This window comes from Microcystis sp. M20BS1 (assembly GCF_020245305.1).
Taxonomy (GTDB): domain Bacteria; phylum Cyanobacteriota; class Cyanobacteriia; order Cyanobacteriales; family Microcystaceae; genus Microcystis; species Microcystis ichthyoblabe_A.
Genome location: NZ_JADBUZ010000015.1, coordinates 1 through 20,159 on the forward strand (window position 1 = coordinate 1; position 20,159 = coordinate 20,159).

7 protein-coding genes are annotated in these 20,159 nt (G+C 47.3%); all 7 read left to right on the forward strand.

Going from position 1 to position 20,159, the window contains the following annotated elements:
* Positions 1–2,407 precede the first annotated feature (2,407 nt).
* The 7 genes from IM507_RS01510 (at position 2,408) to IM507_RS01540 (ending at position 19,812) form a co-directional block, all read left to right on the forward strand.
* Positions 2,408–3,280 carry a SidA/IucD/PvdA family monooxygenase gene (locus IM507_RS01510; protein ID WP_287636387.1) on the forward strand — a complete coding sequence of 291 codons (873 nt, stop codon included), beginning with the start codon at positions 2,408–2,410 and terminating at the stop codon, positions 3,278–3,280.
* 560 nt (positions 3,281–3,840) lie between these two features.
* Positions 3,841–7,920 (forward strand): DUF4815 domain-containing protein, encoded by a 4,080-nt coding sequence (locus tag IM507_RS01515; protein ID WP_287636388.1) that lies wholly within the window; start codon positions 3,841–3,843, stop codon positions 7,918–7,920.
* Positions 7,907–10,429: a hypothetical protein gene (locus IM507_RS01520; RefSeq protein WP_287636389.1), complete on the forward strand. Its 2,523-nt coding sequence runs from the start codon at positions 7,907–7,909 to the stop codon at positions 10,427–10,429. The genes IM507_RS01515 and IM507_RS01520 overlap by 14 nt, the downstream gene beginning before the upstream one ends.
* Positions 10,430–10,741: 312 nt before the next feature.
* A complete protein-coding gene (locus tag IM507_RS01525) occupies positions 10,742–12,328 on the forward strand; it encodes a hypothetical protein (protein WP_287636390.1) in 1,587 nt (528 codons plus the stop codon).
* The gene (locus IM507_RS01530) at positions 12,312–14,261 is read left to right on the forward strand and encodes a hypothetical protein (RefSeq protein WP_287636391.1); all 1,950 of its coding nucleotides are present in this window, start codon (positions 12,312–12,314) and stop codon (positions 14,259–14,261) included. Before IM507_RS01525 ends, IM507_RS01530 begins: the two co-directional genes overlap by 17 nt.
* Positions 14,262–14,272: 11 nt before the next feature.
* On the forward strand, positions 14,273–15,421 hold the full coding sequence (locus IM507_RS01535; protein ID WP_287636392.1) for a hypothetical protein: 1,149 nt from the start codon (positions 14,273–14,275) through the stop codon (positions 15,419–15,421).
* Between the two features lie 2,612 nt (positions 15,422–18,033).
* On the forward strand, positions 18,034–19,812 hold the full coding sequence (locus IM507_RS01540) for a hypothetical protein (RefSeq protein ID WP_287636394.1): 1,779 nt from the start codon (positions 18,034–18,036) through the stop codon (positions 19,810–19,812).
* Positions 19,813–20,159: the final 347 nt, after the last annotated feature.

Genomic DNA, 20,159 nt, shown 5'->3' on the forward strand with positions numbered 1-20,159 from the left:
AGTATGCGCTACATATCAGGCCGCTGCTCTCAGGGTTATGGTTAAATATGAGCTACCCTAATATTATAATATATAGTGTGGGAGAAAAAAGTCATCCCACAAGTTAGAGTCCAGAGGCATCTAATATGACTCTTAACATTTAATCCTTACTACAACGCAAATTATATGACTATTCAAGAGACTGCACTAGCATTACCACTACTCCCCAGTATAATAACTGGAGACTCAATGGTAATGGTACTAATTCGTAATGGAACAGTAACACCATACCGCATTAATCTGAGTACCTTACTACCTGGGCCCGCTACAGCCAGCGTACTAGGTACTATCAGGCTAACCGGCGACTTAGGTGGTACGGCAACAGCGCCTACCGTACCCGGCCTGACAACGCGGGCCCCTATCAATAACGCAGCACTAACCGGGGCCCCCACTGCTCCCACACCTCCTAGTGGTGACAATAACACGCGGTTAGCCACTACTGCCTGGGTACGAACGCATATAAACAGCACTGGTATTAATACGCTGAGTGATGTGACTATAACTACTCCTGTTATAGGGCAGGGCCTGACATGGAATGGTACTAACTGGGTTAATGCTACAGCATCTGGTGGGGGGGATTTACTGGCGCTCAATAATTTAAATGATGTAAATAACACACAGACTGCGCTCAATAATTTAATAGATGGTGATAATAACATCCACACTACAGGCACTATTAGGTGGAGCACCAATATAGCTAATATAGGTGGTCTACCACCAGCTAATACCTACCGAGGTATGTTTGCTGCAGTCAATGGTGCGGGGGGTGCCTATTATTCTAATGGTATTGAGTGGCTACGGTTAGATAGAGCCTTGCTCAATGACCTTAATGATGTTAATACTGCAGGCGTAACTAATGGTCAGGTTCTAACATATCAGAGTGGTAACTGGATACCTACTACTCTGGTGCCAGGAGGGGCGGGTCCAGCTAATACTACTGATCTACCTGAGGGGGCTAACCTCTATTATACAAGCGCTCGAGTAGATGCGCGTATCGGGCTGGCAGAATTATCTGATCTACTGAATGTCAGCGATACAGCAGCTACTAATGGGCAGTACCTAGCGTGGAATAGCGCAACTAGTAACTGGGTTCCTACCACACCAGATACTGGTGGTGGTTCTACTTTCACTAGCCCTCTTACTACTAAGGGCGATCTACATACATATAGTACTACTGATGCCCGTCTGCCCATAGGGGCTAATGGCACCTTCTTAGTGGCTGACTCTGCAACGACGACGGGGCTACGGTGGCAGGCCCCTCTATCACTTAATGACATTGCTGATGTTAATACGCCAGATCCCAATAATAATGATGTGTTAACCTGGACGGGCAGTGAATGGGAGGCCGTCGCGCTTATTCCTCTCTTACCGCTAGACATAACAACTCCTAGCGCGGGGCAAGTACTACGATATAATGGCACTGACTGGGCCAATGAATCTCTCCCTCTGACTAGACTATCAGACGTGAGTATAAATAGTATTGATCTAGAAGATGGGGACACTATAGTCTGGGATAACACTATTAATAAATGGGTGCGCTCTGAACAGGCCCCCAGTACTCTACCCATAGTAGATAAGGGGGATCTACTGGTACGGGGAGCTACAGCATTAAGTCGGCTCCCCGTAGGTAACAACGGCCAGGTATTACTGGCCGATAGCACTACAGCCACTGGTTTGCGCTGGGGTGCAGTTAATGGTGAAGGCGGCACTCTACTAGCAAGTCTATCTGATGTAGCTATCACTAGCCCTGCGCAGGGCCAGGTGTTGACGTGGAATGCCACTACCAGTAAATGGAATGCGACTAACCTTAGTAATCAGGTATCACTGAATAGACAGACTCTCACTAGTGCGCTGACTCTCACACTATCCAGCGCCGGTACACAACATCTAGACCCTGGTGGTGCGAACAGAGATGTATTATTACCGCTTAATCCTACGGTGGGTACGCGCTTCCGTATACTGAATCTGGCGCCCGCGTTTAATATTCTAGTTAAGAATCCCAATACTAGCGCTACCGTACTGACGCTGGGTAATACCAGCACGAGTATACAGGCAGAGTTCACATGGGATGGCGTAGATTGGTACTCCTGGGAACCTGTCTAGCATTCAGGTTAATGGCAGGCGCAGCGTATAGTAGAGACTAGCGATACTGCACTGTCACTAGGTACAATAGATCAGACGGTATGGTTAAGCGCCGGCGTACGGTATATAACGGAGACTATAATTCGTGATTGTAAATATAATGGGACTAGGCCCGCGCGGCCTATCAGTAGCGTTAGAAGCACTCAGTCGAGGTCTAACTGCACGCGCATGGGACCCGAGGCCCCTGAGCAGCTGGAGTAAAGATGAAGTAGTACCCAATCTACAGATGAGGAGTCCTATCTCCTTCGATCTGTGTACTAATATAGAGGGGGCTGATTACAGCCTCTGTCATTACCTACAACGAGAGCCTATACTGGGGAGCCAGCGTGAGATAGAGGCAGTGCAGGAACGATGTAACAGGGATGTATTCGAGGGCTACTTACAGTGGGCCTTACAACGAGCACTGAGCATGGGTCTAGAGATAGGCCCCCTGGAGGAGGGCCCCCTGGTTATAGCTACAGGACAACGAGAGCAGCGCGTGCCTGATTGGACAGTGGGTTACGATACTCATACGCTCAGTCACTACTTGAAGCACCCGGCACGTAATAAACGCCTTCTAGTACTAGGTAGCGGTCAGGGCGCGGCAGAGGCAGTAGCGTACCTAGCGCAGAACAATGAAGTTACCTGGAGTCACGGGGGGTACCGTATAGATAATTATCCTGCTCCATCCTACACGCACTGGTATAATAAGACAGCGCTGGGCGGATACTATAGAACCCTCTCATTAAATAAGCGTGCTGAGTACCTATCTCGTGTTAAGAGGTGGGGGCCCAGCATCACACCATATATAGCCAATGAGCTAGCCCAGTATAATTACAAGGAGATGCCCCGCATAACTAATAGTAGAGAGATACCAGGTGTGGATTCTATTGTATTAGCAACTGGCTTCTACCCATCGTGGCCAATGAATTATCCTGCTGATCCAATATTAGTTAGATTTCCACTAGTTAAGCCCGGCTTTCGTCTAATAAAGAATGTATATATAACGGGAATAGGGGCTACAGCATACGACGGGCCTCGTCAGAACTCATTGATTAGTGCTGGTATAACCAGTCGCGAGATAGTCAATGCCATAATAGAAGACGCCATAGTGAGATAATGAGTACTACCATCATAAGTAAGACTACACCAGAAGGGCGACTATATCGTCTGATACAGATGAGAGACACACTGCCCTTACGCGTGGGAATAGGACGCTATACGACATGGGCCACCGATAACCCACTAGATATAGATGAGCCGCCGGATAGACCTATACCACAGGACCCTGCATTCCTGAGCACACAGGTTATACTGCGCCCTCACCGAGTATCACTGGCCTATAGAGTAGAGAGCGGCGGTGATATTATACAGGGGGACCAGCGCTGGAACATAATACCTAACGGTAGAGCTGACCTCACATCACTCCTAGGCTTATTACCCCAGGCGTTATACGTAGAGGCAATAGTATCCGGTGAGCAGGTACCCGGGGCCTTCCGTTCTGCATCACTGCTAACTGATGTAGTATTACAAACAAGCGCGAATACTAATGCTGACTTCTGGCTACCCGGCGAATGGCTCGACACAGGCCCTGCACAGATGGCACTCCTATTCACTCCCGTGACTCACGCAACCCCTACTGACCGCACACGCGTTAAATTCATATTACCTATTTAATCGATGTCTATATTACAAAGACCAGAATACCCCGAGAATTATACCCTCGATAGTAATTGGGTGAAAGTATTACCAGAGGACGGCCAACCCTTAGTGGCACAGGACCTCCTAGAGATGCAATCAATAGTGCAGGGCCAGTTCCAGACTGGTATGGATACGCTCTATAGAGATGGTACTATACTCTCGGGTGTAGAGTTAGTTGTCGTAGGTGATGACGGTACGACTATGGATATCCTTATAACTGAAGGCCGTGTATATGCTGCGGGCGTAGTAGTCAAGACTAAGCCCGCGCGCTTTCAGGTATCACGAGAAGGAGAGACTACATTTTATCTCGAGGTCACTACTACCGTACTCGAGGATGAGAGTATGCGGGCCGGCAATCAATACGGGCCCCGGGGGGCATCTAGATTAGTAGTTAATAGTAGTATAGTCCTTACGGGGCGAGGGTATCCCCTCTACTCTATACGCAATGGAATACCTATTAATAGAGCGAGGGATCTACCTGGTGGTATCGAGGAGACACTAGCAGAGAGAGTATTTGAGAGGCACGGTAACTTCTGCGTGCGGGGGCTGAACCTAGCGCTCCTGGACCGCCCCCGTACTCTAGCTGATACTAGTCTAGTGACGCTCAATGATAACTATTCTACACTAGAGGCGCGGGCTACTGAGTCACGTAACCTATACCTAGAGAGTAAGAGTAGACTAGATGGATTACTACTGCGACTAGAGGACGCACGGGATATAAGTAGTGTCAGCCCCACACCCGCTAACCTGACTATACTCGCTGATCTTGAAACGCGTGTAGTGGAAGAGAAGGCCCTGGTAGCTACACTAGAGGCTACCTACAGAGAGAGACAGACGGCAGCACGGGGTGGGCTAGCAGAATTAGAGGAGGCCCGACGTAGATCAGAGTCCTCACTTGGTATGTCACTGGCACCTGGAGTAGCCTACGTTGTGGGGCGTAGAGTAGTTATAGATACACCAGTAAACCTAGCGCTACAGCGTACCACAGATAGTCAGATAGTAACGGCGGCTACATTTACTTATGCAGGTATAACTGCTATAGCCAACCGCACCATATCGCTGCAGGGAGCCTCTACATGGGCTAATGTAGTAACACAGGGTACCCAAGTAAGCATAAGCTTTGCCCCTATCAATAACTCGACTATAACTGTGACGGCCAATACTTCAGCAGCCACCTCAGTAGAAACCTTCATAGACTACATAATAGCTCGCATAGCTACTGGTATTGATAATAATAGTACTATTACCGGCACCAACATTACTACGGATGCAGCCCGTAATCTACTCCGAGATGCCATAGCCTTTCGCCGTAATGGGCCAACACTCGTCATGGAGTCCATAGGTATAGGTACTACGTCTAACCTAGTGAACATTACCATAGGTATCACTATCACAGGAGGGGCCCCCAGTAGTATACTACGCGTCGACGTGCCCAGCGGTCCCATTGGAGGTGCAGCCAATACTAATGAGTTTAAGTTAACTCGCCGACCCGTCAAGGAGGTAACGCGACTAGTAGCTACGCTCCAGGAGAATACGGCTGCCATAGTGCGCGGGCCTACACCTGGCACTAGTGACTACCTAGGGCGAGATACTGTATCTAGTGTGAAACGGGTATTCCAGGGCTCCACTAACTACGCAGAGGGCCGGGACTTCCAGGTTCTCGATGGTGGTAGACTAGAGTGGGCTCCTAATGGCACAGGAGCTCTAGAACCGGCACCTGGTACTACCTACTTTGTGACGTATACGTACTCTAGTCAATTAACACTAGGAGTAGATTTCAATCTCCTGACGGCTACTGACACTATAGTATTTACTGGTACACGGAGCCCCGCACCTAATACCACATTCCAGGTAGACTATAGCTATTTCCTCAGCCGCATAGCTATAGTGACTCTAGATAAGGAGGGGCAGCCTGCTGTCATATATGGTGAGGTAGGAGTTAATCCACAGCCTCCTGCCGTTAGTGGTTCAGTATTACCACTAGCACGTGTGCTTATAAGTAATAATAGCGCCATCATTGAGCCTATCGACTGTCGCCCTGTCAATTACGATAGTATACGGCAGCTAGCCAGCGCCGTATCATCATTATCAGATGATATAGATAGACTACGACTCACAACTAGAGCAGAGGGGCTGGCTTTCACTAATACAGGGGCCGTACCCAACTATACATCTATCGATGCCCTAGTGAATAGTAGCGGCATTAATCTAACGGAGAGCACAGGTATGCTCTCGCCTCTAACTAATAGTCTGACATCCAATAGAGTATATAGCGATGTCAGAGCAACGGCCCCCTCGGCTAGACCTAATAACGCAGGAGACCCCTACATTGTAGTACCTACATATACAGAGAGTATCTTCCTCGAGCAAACTAAGTTGACGAAAGAGAGGAGTATACAGCATACTACAGCCCCGCGGTTATACTGCCGTAGAGTCATCATGGCTAATCGCGATCTAGGGCGGATTAACCCCTGCGACGAGCTGGCCGTCCGAGGAGCCACTCTATTCAACTCCACTAGTAATCCCCTCTATCGATTTATCAATGAGGGGAATAGAGCAGAGTTCACGCGACTATCTCGTCGTGTACGAGAGGCTATATCAGCAGGTGAGGCTATACCAGCTATAGGCGCTAACCTAATGGGGAGCGAGGAGATAGATAAGGCGCGGGCCCAGAACATACGATACACTATACGAGGAGAGGGGCTCCCCCAGGGCAGCTATCAACTACTGATAGCTGACACTATCATGACTACTGCAGTATCAATTAATAACACACCGATATCGGGCACCCTACCATTCGCGTTCCGGCCCCGCTCTAATGGCATACTCGAGGTCGAGCTATTCCTACCCGCACTACCCCCCGGTGTCCATGCCGTAGTGCTACAGTCTGATACACTGAGTGTGGGTAATACGCTATCGATATTCAATAATAACCTGACCCACGTAGCGCTAGGCGGGGCGGCCTCCTGGGGCCTACCATCATCCTCAATAGATACTCAGCCCCTCCCCCTGATGCCGAGGGTAGGCTTCGACCCACTGATGCAGACATTTCAGGCCCCCTCTGATATGTACCTGAGCGGCCTTGATATAAGGATAGCATCGGCGCCGGCATCAGGGGCCCTAGTTATATCATTGCGGGATGGTACAGCTACTACACCAGGGCAGATACTGCTAGGGGAAGCCCTTGTCAGTGGAACCGTATTACCTGACATACAGGGGCGGCTCTGGACTAAATACGTATTCCCTACTCCTATCTATCTCAAGGAGGATCAGTATTATACACTAGGCTTCCGCAGTACAGAGGGAGACTGGAGCGTATTCACTAGTGAGATAGGAGAGGCCGATATACTAGATGCGGGGCTACTAATAGGACAGCAGCTAGGCATAAATGGTAACCTCTGGACTAGTGATGGTACTATCATCTCTAATCACGAGAGAGAGGATGTTAGTATGCGACTCTACCGCGCTGTATTCCCGACGACTCCGATTAGTATAGACCTAGGTAGCTATAGCTCCAGTATGACGGCCTTCGCCCTCAATGTACGAGACATAGTACCCGCAGGCTGCACAATAGACTACCAGTACAAGGTGGGCGTGAATCCTAACTGGATATCCATAGCACCCAATACGCCTGTATGTCTAGATAGAGTAGAGTCTATACTCTATCTACGTGCAGTATCTACAGGTACGGCAGCCCTAGCTCCCATTTTAGAAATAGGGACAGTATCCATCTATCGTAACCTGTCACCCACGCAGCATATATCTAACTGGCAGCCTATCCTGCAGACGAGTACGAGATTTACAGTAGCCATAACAGCATTAATGCCGCCATCGAGTACGTTACAGGTGAGGATACAGTTCAGCACGGGGGGCTGGCACGTTCTAAGCAACCCAACCACAGTCACGCTAGATGCAGGACTAGGACTATCTCGCCTAACTTATGTGTATGTATCTCCCGGCCCGCGTAGTGGAGAGCTGAAGTGGTCTATAGACGCATTTGGAATCTCGACAACAGACGTGCCATCTATAATGGAGGTAGTAGTATATGGAACGAACTAAGCTACTATTCACGGATGGCCGCCCCCTACAAGCACGAGAGCTCATAGAGATGCAGGATCTCTTACACCTACAGGTAGAGGAGATGAGCCGCAGTCTATACGATGTCTATTACCTAGCGGAGGTAGATATAATATGGGCGCCCCCCAATCTAACAATACAGGGTGGTCTGATATATATAGAGGAGGAGGGCTGGTATCGCATCAACCCAGCCCAGCTAACTATAACTGGTAACACCAATGTTACACTCCGCATATACCGGATAGATTATGATGGGCGCAGTATCCTATTCCCTGAACCAGTAGTAGGGCAGGACGGTTACCCATTCCTGCAGATATCGGGGGGCCAGATACTCATATACGATGGTAAGCGATTCAGTCGGGCCCCGCGCAGTAAGGTAGCATCACTCGAGGAGGCCATAGAATTAGTAGACAAGGAGGTGTACGGCAATTACATCCAGCGAGGCCTAGAGGTACTGGGTCTACGCTTCGATAATGCACTAGAGATAGACCTAACACAGAACCAACCTATTCAGCGTCTGGCCGTCCAGCCCGGCCGGGCCTTCATAGATGGTAAGATAGTGGATCTATACGAGCCTGTCTATCTGCCCATGGTGGTTAGTGGTGAGATCGTCATAGATAAGAAGGGTGAGGTGAGAATAGGTACGGGGCCCCTCACGCTAGCGCGTATACGTAATAGTAAATTAATAGCCAGCGATAATAGATGGGTAGAGCCCGGCCTACTGCGAGATCTACAGGTTAAGTTGAACACACTACGAGAGGAGGCTATAGATATAGCCCTAGAACGACTTAACTTCTACTCGGGGGCCCCGCGTATTCTAGAGAGCGGCTTCGTAGAATCCTTCCAGAATACACTGGGGACTGACATCACAGCTCCTGGCTTTGACTGCGCTATGACGGGTTACATGACACTACCGACCTCGTACAACACAATCAGGCCCGATAACCTAGCTATAAGCAGTAGTAGTAATGTAACCATAACGGAGTCTGGAGGGAGCCTGCAGACGGCGTATCTACGACCTGCCCCTGGCGTCATAATTGATCAACGGCGCGCTACAGGCAGTCTGGTACTAGCAGCCCAGACACGAGACGTGCGTATGACGCTCAACCCACCAGTAGTAGCACCCGATGCAAGGCGCATCGAGTACCAGGTAGGGCGTCTCACTATAGCCACCGAGGCAGTACAGGTCACAATCACTATACAGGGTCTGTTATCTCTAGAGAGTGGTATAGTATTACAGATAGACGGACGGGCTCCCCAGGCTACAGTAACCCGTGGCTCTATAGAGGACGGGCGCTATAGGGCTGATGTCAACGGTATACTAATAGCAAATATAGCAGTCCCTTCTAGTAGCGCAGCACTATCTATAACAGCAACAGGAAGTGGATGGACAATAGGGCAATGTCTGGAGTTTGGTTCCACTGGAGCCCCCGTACCAGTTATAGTACAGGTCAGGGAGGGTATGGCACAGCTATTTACTCTATCAACAGCCAATACTATAACGGGTATACGCCTATATTCTGCGGGGGCCATAAGCGCTTGGGTGAGTCTAGTAGCAGCACCCAATAATATACCAGAGGAGAGGGAGCTAGGACGGGTCCGCCTACAGGTAACGAGCGGTAGCCCTGATACACCAGTAGAGTTAACCTTCGACCCGCCCATCAATCTAGTGGCAGGTAGTTACTGCGTGGTTATTAGTGCCACTAGCCCAGGTTCTATGCACATCAATACAAACGCACAGCCTGCTATATCACGAAACCAGGAGGGGCCCGACATACCCGGCTACCTCCTGACACGCAGTGGTAGTAACTGGCAGCCACAGACCAATAGTGATCTAACATACCAGCTAATAGGAGGGAGTCTAGGTTCGACAGGCTATATAGACTTCACCTATAGCCCAGCGCCTGAGGCAGATACTCAGGTAGACCTAACACAGCTCAATAGCCTCTGGAGTTATAACCTAGGTCAGGGGGGCTCATTCTCTACCTTCTATAGAGAAGGGCAGGAGCTAGTGCCCTTACCCGAGCGAGCTACGGAGCTGCCAGATAATCTAGAGATGAGGCTAGTGCTCTTCACTACAGGTACGACACCTATAGTCTACCTCAACAGGAGTATGCTAATTATAGGGCGGGCCCGTTCTAGAGCTACCTGGATCAGCATAGATTATCCTACGCGTGACTACACTAACGTCAAGGTTATATACCGCGCCTTTCTACCGCAGGGTAGTCGTGTGGTAGCCAGTGCCAGCTCCAATGGGGGCCAGACGTGGACTGAAATGCCTACTCCTACCACTACGCTGGTAGATGGTAATATACCGCTTATCGAGAATGAGACTACATTGTCCGACCTCACTCCCACTGTATTAGTGCGTCAGGGTGATAATGATGTACCATTGGTCAGAAATCGCATACGCATTAGATTACAAATAATTGTAAGCGGCACCATAACTAGATTACCCTATGTCTCGAGCCTGCAGTGTCTGACATATTAGAGAGTATAGTAGAGCGTATACCAGTTAATCACGCTGTGCCCCTCATCGCAGGGGCACTATATCGTCGTACTGTATCACAGCTGGCAGCGCGGGGCTACGATAATAGACTGGCCCTACTATTACAAGGCCTCCCTATAGCTGACTTCACAGATGAGGAGCTCGATTACCTAACAACGCTACCACTAGGCCTCCTAACGGCAGGTATGACTAATACGTATAGAGAGCTGTATTACCGCGGGCAGTATATTCATATACCCTCTTATCTATCTGACCACACCATAGCCCAATTCTTAGTAATAGTGGAGAGCCTGCGTGAGTAATACCTTATCTTTAAATAGCACTATACAACTAGGTCATCCCGTTAGAGTAGCGTACTTTGAATTATTAGGTCAACAGGATGCAAATGCACCACTACCTATTAATGAGGTTATTTTTAAACTAAGAGAAGTACCTAGTAGTCGTAGTACTCCTTATATAAATCTTCTATCTCAATTATTATCAACAGCAGATGGTTCCTTAAGAAACAGCGTATTAGCTGAAGTAAACCCAATAATTGAGAGAGATGGTAATAGTAATCCTAATATTCCAGGTATGCGGGCGACTATTCGCAATACTCCCCCACGAGTAACGGCCGCCGCACCTAACACAACAGTTAGCCGTAAGCTGGGGTTAGATGATGTAGTACCAGGTAGGGAGTATCCCGTTAGCTTCTATCTTAGTTCCCCTCCCTACAATCTCGATATAAATGTTCTTGTAGAACTATTAGATAAAGACCAATTAAATGATGAAGCCAGAAAAGAGGCTATAAAGTACCTCAGAACAATTCCTACATTGCCTACCACGACTAGCCTCACCCAGGAAGGAAAAGACAAGGCCAGAGACTATATAGCAAGACTTGTCACTCCGCGTAGTACAGGCATACCTACAGGTAGTGAAGTAGATACTTCTAAGGGGGATGTCAGCAAATTAACAACTAAACAGGAGCCGACTATAACGTATCCACCTGCGGCGGACTGGGGTATGAGGGTTACACAAGTAGACACTAATAAGAGTTATTTCTTTAGTCTATTGCCGGCTATGGACTCAGTCATACCTATGACAGCGAGTAAGGATGTACCCAACGCACTGCCGGGATTACACATACGAGTTAAGGCTAATATTGCTAAGTTGCGGGTACCAGGCAGCACACCTATCTACCAGCACATGGGGATAGATAGTGTGATGATAACTGTAGTAGGGATGTTCACTGGAGTGGATGGCGATAAACCGAGCCCGGCTACCTATCTATCTCATGCTACTGGTAAGGATAAGGTCGGGACTCTTATGGCTAAGCTAGATACTTATGGCGCTATGCAGAGCTTCTACGAGCACGCATACCTAAGCGGAGCTGATCTAGACGTAGAGATTAACATGGCGCGCTACCAGGCCTTCGACGTAAAGGAGGGGGTGATACGTTCAGCTAAGACAGGTAATCCCCGCTTCCGCGGACACCTATCACTACTCGAGGTAGCACATGCGCGTAGTGATAGAACATACTATACACTACAATTCGAGACGCGCTCTCTAACGGAGGATAAGTGTGAGATAACTAAGATAGAACACATACCCGCCAGTCTCAAAGAGCCTATAAGCCGGACTACAGAAGAAGAGCTGTCCAGTGAGGTGGACGGCGCCCTGGCTATAATTGATGATATTGAAATGGCTGAGCAGGGAATCGATGGCAAAACACTCTCTCAATGGGAGAGCGGGGATCCTGACCCCACCGGTCAGCGCCTTAGCGTACATGAGGTATGTGATAAGGATAGGACGTGTAGATATTACGTCGTCTCTATAGGACAAGTATTTGAAGTAACTGATAGAGAAGCAATAGAAAAACTTAAGAATGAAAGAATACAGTAAACTTATACATACTGAAGCAAGTATTGAGGCTACGGTGCAGGCCGTTACTGTAGCCGCGGGCTCCGTACCTACGACTATTAACATTGTAGGAGGAGTAGTAACAGCAGCATTCACCGCAGGGGCTGCTACGGGTGATCTCATTAATACAGTTGCTAATGGAGATAATAGGCAATACACAGCTGTTGAGGCAGCCAGGGACGCAGTAACTATACTGGCTCCTACTAAAATAGAAACTGCGGCGCTCGGCAAGGTAGTTGGTGTTGGTACTAAGGTTGCATCTATCCCAGCAAGACTCGCAGGTAAGGTTGTATTAAAGAATGGTATATTAAATACTGGGCCAGGTGCTAAGATAACTGGTAGCCTGGCTCAGTCTACTCAAGGCGTTCGTAGTGCTATTCTCTCTACTGCTAATAAGGCTAAGAGTAGCGCAGTGAACTTCACACAGCGCGCCACTCCCGGCATACTACAACCTCCCTCGAATTATCTTAGTAGTAGTGACGTCGCGGCTAGGTTCACTAGATTTATAACTCCTGGCCTAGGTAATATAGCTCGGACTAATAATGCTGTTAATACGCAGTCAACCTTAACAAGAAGGAATATTCCTAATATAGATAAGGTAAATCAAGAAAGTGGCGACATAGCCATCCAAATGCGTAATGAGAATATATCTATAGATGATGCGTCTAGATGGATAGCCGATAACTATCCAAGTGCTGATGTTGAAGAAGTACTACGTGCTAGACAAATTATACGTAATAATGTTGATTTTCCAGTAGAAGATGATCCTGCTTCGTTAACCACTACTCTGTACAGAGAAGGTTATAGGCCACAGGACATGAACCCGGCCGAATTAGTTAATTATATTAAGAATGTTAGGCCCGGCGTATCTGACAGCGTTGCGACTAGTTTAAGGTATCAGGTACTCAGTGAATATAATGAGAAGTATCCCAGAGCTATAACTGATGAGGGTGTATATAATAACATTATAAAAATTGCTAATACTCTACGCCCAGGCGCCACTGAGATCCAGAAGCTCAAGGCTCTTGAAAATATCTCTGATAAAAAGAGAGCTCTCAGAATACTTAACGAGATACTAGATAAACGATTAATTGGTAATATAAGAGTTACTTTAGTAAAACCTCCAGAAGAGGAAGTACCTCTTCCACTTAATCCTGACGGTACCCCAATTACCTCAAGCCCTACTGTAGGTTCTATTGATGATGAACCTATTATTATTATAGACTATACATTCGATACTATTGATTCTATAGTACCTATACCTACGAATACATTAACCGCACCAGCTGTACCAGTAGGATCACCCCACAATACATTACAAACTAATACAGGTGCTGGTAATACACCTGTATCTGCGCCGGCCTCTCCAGCTAATAAGGTTATTTCTATTACGGGAGGGGGCGTCATATCAGAAGAAGCAGTTGCTAACCAGCTTACTGCAGAGCTAGAAGACTACCCGATAACGGATTCAGTACTTAGAGAGACAGTAAGGGTCAATCTAGAGAATAAACAGGCAATAGTTGAAGGTAGTCAGATAGAAAGTATATTAAATCTAGTCAAGCAAAAGATTAATCGCAGGTCTCCAATAGTACCTAGAGTAGCTAATACAGGTGATATACGGGATATAGTAGAGCAACTACCTGATGAGCTGGGTACGCCGACTAATCAAGTGGTAGGGCAGGCCCCAGATGCTACAACTGGCCAGGCTACTATTAACCATTCTACTCCGTCTATACAAGTAGAACAAATAGCAAAGAATCAGGCACAAGCAATATTAAATGCTGATCCCGTCATAAATCCTGATACGCTATCTAATAATCAGATACTCGCTCTTGTTGACGTAGCCTTTGCGGTAGATTTTAACAGAGATCCATTTGCTACTTCTATACGTAATTATATAAAAGTTCTGAAATAAGGGAGGGTCTAATGAGATTACTGATATACATAGGTCAGTCTGTAACTATGAGATATCTAGTAGGTAAGGTAGAGTCTCAGGTGACGGGTACTCTATCTATCACTGATAAGATAGTGACAGTGGGGCCCGCCCGTTCTAACCTACGAGATGTGCTGACTATAATACAAGGCAATAATACTATCTACACTAGGCCAGATGGCACGCCGACCTATAACGCCCCAGTGGCGCAGACACTAACACGTCCGTTTAACTGGGCTGTTGACGCAGAGGCGGCTGTGATAGAGTACCTAGAACAGGGTATAGCGCCAGAGGTACAGCTCATACGCCGTACTGCGTTAGTCACATACATAGATAGCATTATAGTAGAGGCAGTCAGATTAATTGATAATGACCTCATATTAGAAACAGCAGCAGGAGATGTAAGAACGCCAGTCAGCGCAATACTCCAGATTACTACTGGGGTTCCATCTCGATGGAGTGATAGTATAATAGACCTAGAGGTATGGTTGGAATCTCTGGGCTCAGGTCGTTTCTACATAGATAGAATAGGAGACGCCACAACGATAGAGGCAGATACAGTCTATACTAGTCGGGGTCGTCAGATAGTAGGTAGACTAGGGAATATAACTGTAACGATGCCAATAGAGACAGTAGAGAGTGTAAGACAAGGCGATAAGACGTGGTTTAATACCCGGCCGCCGCGGGGGCCCATAGCTCGTGACCTAGGTCTACTCCGCGCTGCTACTAGATTTATACGAAATTACACAATAAATGAGACTATAGGCGCAGAGTTATACGAGACGTATCTAATAGATGGTACTCGTATAAACAGCCGGGCCATGTATTTACAGAATGGCTGCATAGTATTGGCAAATGGGCCAGAGAGCTGGTGGGTCAGTGTAAGAGATGTAAGGTTACTGACGGCTACTATGTTCTCTGGTCTATCAGTTAATACGCTTATACCGTTAGGCAGGTCTACCCCGCAGGCTCGCACTGTGCCTATACAATCATCTATAGGCGTAATATATAGAGAAGGTGACTATAAACCCATATTCTTCTTATCTATAAGAGAATGGAGTAATATATTCATTCTTGCTACATACGAGAATGATAATTACCTAGTAGCTAAAGAGGAGATTGGCCGAATTGAGTACTATTAAACCATGGCAAGAACTAGTAGCAGAACAGCGGCGGCTCAACCCCGCGCGGCCTTATCAGCCGCAGGCAGGTCTATTTGAGTATAAGGGCCTAGATGCACTAGTCATAGAGGCAGAGAGTTATACATGGGTAGGAATCCAGTGGCTGGGCGGCGATTTATGGGGCCGTCGCGGCTGGCAGGAGATAGCCGTATTTGTAAGAATAGATGGCCAGAGCTGGGCCAATAGGCGATATATCTACTTACCAGTAGATTTAGTAAAGCATCTCCTGCCATATATACCAATGGTAGATGATGGTTATACACTACGCTATCCCTCAGCGGATGATCTAGTACCTATATTCAGTGGTAGGGTGGTGTTGTTAAGTAGTCAGGGTATACACCCCCTATTACCCGGCTGGGTATGGACTGGGCGAGTGATATGGCCTTACTATGAATATCAACACGTATCAGGTAATATAGCGCCGCCTAATACTCTCCAGTGGAGTAAGTTAAGACCTACTAATCTACTAGATCCCCTTGGTCCACCAAGCGTAGAACAGATGACGCGTACACTACCTAATCTAGTAGGTGAGTTACCCACTAGGTTAGAGGAACCCTGGATAGGAACGTATACGGGCTGGTCTACTATTAATTATGGTGAGGAGACTACGCTATATCAATATAGAGCCCAGACTCAGGAATTATTCCTACTAGATAGCCCCCCATTATTAGATAGTATTTTATACAAACAACAGTGGTTAATTGATAGGGTGCGCCTCAGCCATAGTATTGTACAGGGCATAGTTATACAGCAGGTAGTAACAGCAACATTGAAATTATGGTAACTAAGCTAGATCTAGTTAAGGATAGAGCTATTATACGAGGGGCCCTCTGGGATCTACTGACTATACTACGTCAGGGAGACCTAACAGCACTACAGTGCCGGGGCCAGATACGAGATGGAGAGGATGGTGAGTTATTTGCTAACTTTGAGTTTGAGCCTCTAACTACAGTAGATATAGATGGAGTGATCTACACACGTATTAAACCCTATTTAGGTGCCACACGTACTAAACAAGTACCTACTACAGCGCCCCGCCAGACATGGTTTTATGATATAGAGTTATATGACCCCCTCGATGATGATATAGTGTATAGAATCATCGACGGCACTGTAGAGAGCCGCCTAAACATAACATTACCTTAACATGTACACAAGAGCACTATACTCCTTCCTACTATCTCAGATTAATACTAATCTAGTAGTCATTCTAATCAATCGGCCCGAGCTAGGTATAGGTACTGTATTAACCCCCACTGAGATAGATGCCCGCCTGAATATCACTATGGCTGAAGCAGCCCTCTGGGAGATTAGTGGTTGTAGTAGATTCATCGTCACTACCCCAATCATCACTATCCCAACGCGTACAGCACCCACTGCTAGTTTGGTTGCTACTGCTACATTCACGCCATCAGGGGGGCCGATAGGGCCCTTCACTCATGCACTGGTAGTACGGGGGGCTAACCTAACTGGTGCCAGTCCAGCTAATGGTAATAACCGCGGCAGTAACGTGGGTACTGTAGTGCACATAGAAACCGTAGTTAGCGCACCACTCTCGGTAACACCACCTGCAGTATACAATTACACTATCAATTTACAGCTCAACTAGCAGACATGACCCCTATAGCTGCGACTTAGTAGAGAGGCCAGCAGGGTATAGTTCTATGGCCTCCTCGACTGCTAGTCTTATTCATTCGCATATAATAAAATTCCACCACCTCAATACTAAGCATAGTGTCAATTACTACACGAGCCGTGCTATAGTCTTTCAAATATATAGTCAAGTACATGCGCGGTGCCTGCTATTAACCACGTAGTGGGGGGCATACTACTAAAGCATTGCTGTCTAAACTCATTATTCATTGTGATTAACCTCGAGTCATTAATTAGAACACGGGCCCCTGCACTATTAGGGGCTCTGCCACTATTAGATTGGTGGATAATACAATTACTCAGTAGTACTGATTACCCCGTTGTAGTTCTCAATAGGGATATACACTCTGTTAGAGTGCCCGCTCCCTACGACATGATAGATAGTAGGGGTAATTTTATCATGCACTCAGAATTAGATAGCTGGGGTCTAGAACCACTGCAGAGAGCCATCCTCTCTACTAAGGAGGAGGGCAGTATAAGCGCATACATACTACGGTCAGGCAGCTCTAGTACTATTATAATCTACACTGCATTCTCTCGAGACAATAGTCTAGATCAAGAGGTACAATTAGAGGTCCCGCAGAATACAACGGTAGCAACTATCCGCTTCAATTCAACTGTGCCCTGGACACTACGCTATATAGAATCGCCCCCCCGCTTAGAGGTACCAATACCAGACGAGTACATAGAGCTAGAGATAGACGCGGGCCCCTATATTATGAGTACCATATCATCTATATATCTGAATCCATCACTACCAGTAAACACAATATCGGGCCCTGCAGCAATACACATGATACCCCAAGGTGACGTATTCTATGTTGCTATAAATGAGGATCCTAATTTAGTCAAGGCCATACAATCTAACATAGACATAACAGAATACACAGAGACTAAGAATATGTATATGGAGGTGACACTTGGCGCGTAAACGTAAGCTGGATCCAATAGAACTATTCGATGAGTTAGCGTATGAAGGTTTAGCTCAGGTTAGGACTGGTCACGTTATAGGTATAGTTGAATTTGCAGAGCAGTATCTACTGGCCCCCGGCGATACATTATTCCCGCCTCAGAGAGCTATACTGCGCGCTCTCTATAATGAGCCCCTAGCAGGGGATGAGCTAGCTATACTACAACGATGGGCTGAGCAAGATGTAACTACCTGGGTACCAGACCGCTCTTACGTCAATATGGTACTAGAGTGCGGGCGACGAGGAGGTAAGAGCGTACTAGCAAGTATATGCGTGCTCTATGAATTCTATTGTCTTATCAACCTGGATAACCCAGCTAAGCACTATGGTCTCCTGAGTGGATCCCCTATAGCCATATTCGTTATAGCGCGAAGCGGGGCCCAGGTCAATGAGACGCTATTCGGCGCAATCAGGGGCTACGCTAGCCAGAGCGCGTACTTCAAGGGGCTAGTGAACAGTGGTCAGATAGAGATACTCACGCAGGAGATACGTTGCCCGACTAAGAATATAGCCATCTACGCTAAACACACTAACTCGCAGTCCCTAGTAGGTTATTCTCTCAAGATGTTGGTTCTAGATGAGGCGGCCCGCTTTGAGTATAACGAGCTAGGGGAATCGAAGGCAGATGATATATGGAGTAACGTAGCTAAGGGGCTGAGTACCTTCGGCGATAAAGGTAAGAAGATAGCCATCAGTTCTGCTTGGGGTGAGGGGGACTACATACAGAATCTCTATAAGGTAGCGACGCGCGATGCGCGCATGGTGGCATTTCGTCTACGCACCTGGGACATCAATTTACGACCAGAGGTCAGTGAGTATAGCCTCAAGAATAGTGAGGACTACATACGCGATCCCGTGACAGCAGCTCTGGAGTATGAGGGCATGCGCTCTAGTAGGCACGGCTCCTTCTTCCAGAAGGAGTATATAGAGGAGGCAGTTAAGGGTCTCTCTTGTCTGGATGCGCGCTCTATACCACTGAATATAGCCAATGGGGATGATACACGCTATTACGTATCACTGCAGATAAATAGACTAGAGAGACTCAGTGAAGGCCGTTCCTATCTACACGTAGACTACGGGCTCAAGAAGGATAGTGCCGCTATTGCCTTCGTAAGGAGCACTAAGCTAGAGGATGGTAGATGGGGCGTCATAGTAGATGGTCTATTAGTGTGGAAGCCCTATAGTGATAGAGATGATAGTGGGAGGGGTATACAGCGTATAGTCTCCTACCTAGATATAGAGGAGAAGTTAGTGCAGATATGTCAGGCCCGCAATATTAATCTCTGCTCATTTGACTCATACCAATCTCAGTCCACTATACAGCGACTACACGCTCACGGTATACGCTCTACTGAGATGAGTACCACTAATACAGCGCAGCTGAGTTACTATAACCTAACGCGACAACTACTCAATGAGGGGCGACTGATACTACCTCGCGATAGTATCTGGACGCATAGTCTGATGGCCGAGATGGGCGGTATATTACAACTGGCTAGTGGTAAGATAACTCACAACGAGCGAGCCAGTGGTAAGGACATAATAGATGCTGTAGTCAACGCTGTATTCAACTGCGTTAAGGAGGACAGTACTCTCATGGGATTCAGTATGAGCTCTAGTGGCATCAAGAGTATCAGTAGCAAGACACTCAAGAAGAATAGAGAACTAACTACAGCTCGCGGTAAGGGGTTACTACTAGCAGCGCGTAAGCGGCGGCCCTCAATCTAATACGAATGTCATGTCCACAATAGATAAGCTCACCTCATCCATGATGTATTAAAAGCTGTCCCCAGGCGCGCCATAACCATAATGAAATTATCTCCAGTTGTATTTAAGTTCCAGGAATTATTCAGCTCGTGGCGATACTACCTGTATATCACGCCGCCGCGTTCTCTTCGTGGGGTCACGCCTAGCACCAGTCAGAGAATACATCTCCAGTCGACTATACCCCTACGTTTATTGCTGGCCCCCTGCGAGCCAGAGTATATACCGCTAGCCTACCCCCAGTACAGCACACCGCGAGCCAGCGAGGCATTCAGACTAGAGAATGCGTATAGGATAGAGATCTGGAGATG

What these genes read in the sequence shown, in the direction of transcription:
- IM507_RS01535 (WP_287636392.1), top strand. Translation starts at nt 14,273, where the DNA reads ATGAGATTACTGATATACATAGGTCAGTCTGTAACTATGAGATATCTA.
- IM507_RS01530 (WP_287636391.1), top strand. Translation starts at nt 12,312, where the DNA reads ATGAAAGAATACAGTAAACTTATACATACTGAAGCAAGTATTGAGGCT.
- IM507_RS01515 (WP_287636388.1), top strand. Translation starts at nt 3,841, where the DNA reads ATGTCTATATTACAAAGACCAGAATACCCCGAGAATTATACCCTCGAT.
- IM507_RS01510 (WP_287636387.1), top strand. Translation starts at nt 2,408, where the DNA reads ATGAGGAGTCCTATCTCCTTCGATCTGTGTACTAATATAGAGGGGGCT.
- IM507_RS01520 (WP_287636389.1), top strand. Translation starts at nt 7,907, where the DNA reads ATGGAACGAACTAAGCTACTATTCACGGATGGCCGCCCCCTACAAGCA.